This window comes from Endozoicomonas atrinae, assembly GCF_001647025.1.
GTDB lineage: Bacteria > Pseudomonadota > Gammaproteobacteria > Pseudomonadales > Endozoicomonadaceae > Endozoicomonas > Endozoicomonas atrinae.
The window spans coordinates 1-1,088 of record NZ_LUKQ02000606.1 but is presented as its reverse complement, the minus strand read 5'-3'; the positions used below and the strand labels follow the sequence as shown (position 1 = coordinate 1,088).

Annotated in this window: 2 protein-coding genes; both read left to right on the top strand. The window is 56.6% G+C overall.

The genetic code is table 11. The features are described from left to right. The coding region (locus tag AK963_RS34080; protein WP_202969937.1) for a hypothetical protein at window positions 1–266 on the top strand (266 nt) is incomplete at its 5' end. Window positions 267–268: 2 nt separating this feature from the next. Continuing rightward, a partial coding sequence (locus AK963_RS29485) for a hypothetical protein (protein WP_139117792.1) occupies window positions 269–1,088 on the top strand: 820 nt, incomplete at its 3' end.

Below are 1,088 nucleotides of genomic sequence, written 5' to 3'. Positions count from 1 at the left end.
CCGTCTTTGTTATCGCCGCTGATGATTACGGCTCAGTTTGGCAACCTAGCACCGCTTATGTTGTGGGTGACGTTATCAGACCGCCAAACTTCCAGGGCTATGTCTACCTTTGCACATTGGCAGGAACGACCAGCAGCACCGAACCCGTGTGGTGGTTGGATACCGACAGCAACCAGAGCATCGGCACCGCCCAATTTCAGGCAAAGCCATTTAGCCGACCATTAGCACATGGCCCGATTTTGCCGACCATTATCCCCAGTGCATAACGATGGCTTACGACCCCTCCGCAAGCACCGATTTTATATTCAGCCTGCAGGCCTACCAGCCTGCGGTGGATTTCGCTTTTTATCCACAGAAGGCATACACCTTTACCACACCGCCCTCGGTTGTCCGTTTTTGCCAGAGCCAATGGCAGACCAGCCAGCCACAGCAGAGTGACCAAAGCGCCGCTTATGGCAGCAGCCTGACGATAGATGCCACCAGAGCGCAAAGCAGTCACCAGGCAACACCGCTGGAAGCCCATGCTGTCGGGTTTTTCTGGGGCGAGGTGGCGAGTTTGCAGGAAACCGTACAAATTAGTCATGGCCAGAGTCAGGACAAAGAGAACCGCATTAGTGGACACTGGCAGCAGTCGCCCACCAAGCAGAGCCACCAGCGCCAGGGATGGGACAACAGCCTCCAGCCCCAAGACCAGCGCACCGAGCATGACTGGCAGACACCACCCGAGAAAGACGCCCTGCGGCTGGCCAGCTTTCGACGTGTGGATGAATTCAGCCCACCGCACCAGCAGGAAAACCTCGGCTACCGGATCCCCGAAGCCAGCCTGCTGAATTTCCAGTTTGCCGGACAGAGCTACACACCGGCCACCAGCCCTGACGTGTTTTTCAGGATGGGCAGAGCCATCGAGCAAAAAGTTATCCAGCCAAGGGACAGCCGAACCGGTTTCAGCTTTCAGAGTAACCGGCAACTGGACGAACCAGTGGTGATTCCCTGGGGCTTAGGACAGAAAGCCAGGGATGAAAACATCACCAGCAACTATGGCGGTGAAACCGATCCGAACGTGGTGGAGAAACCGCAACCCGAGCAGC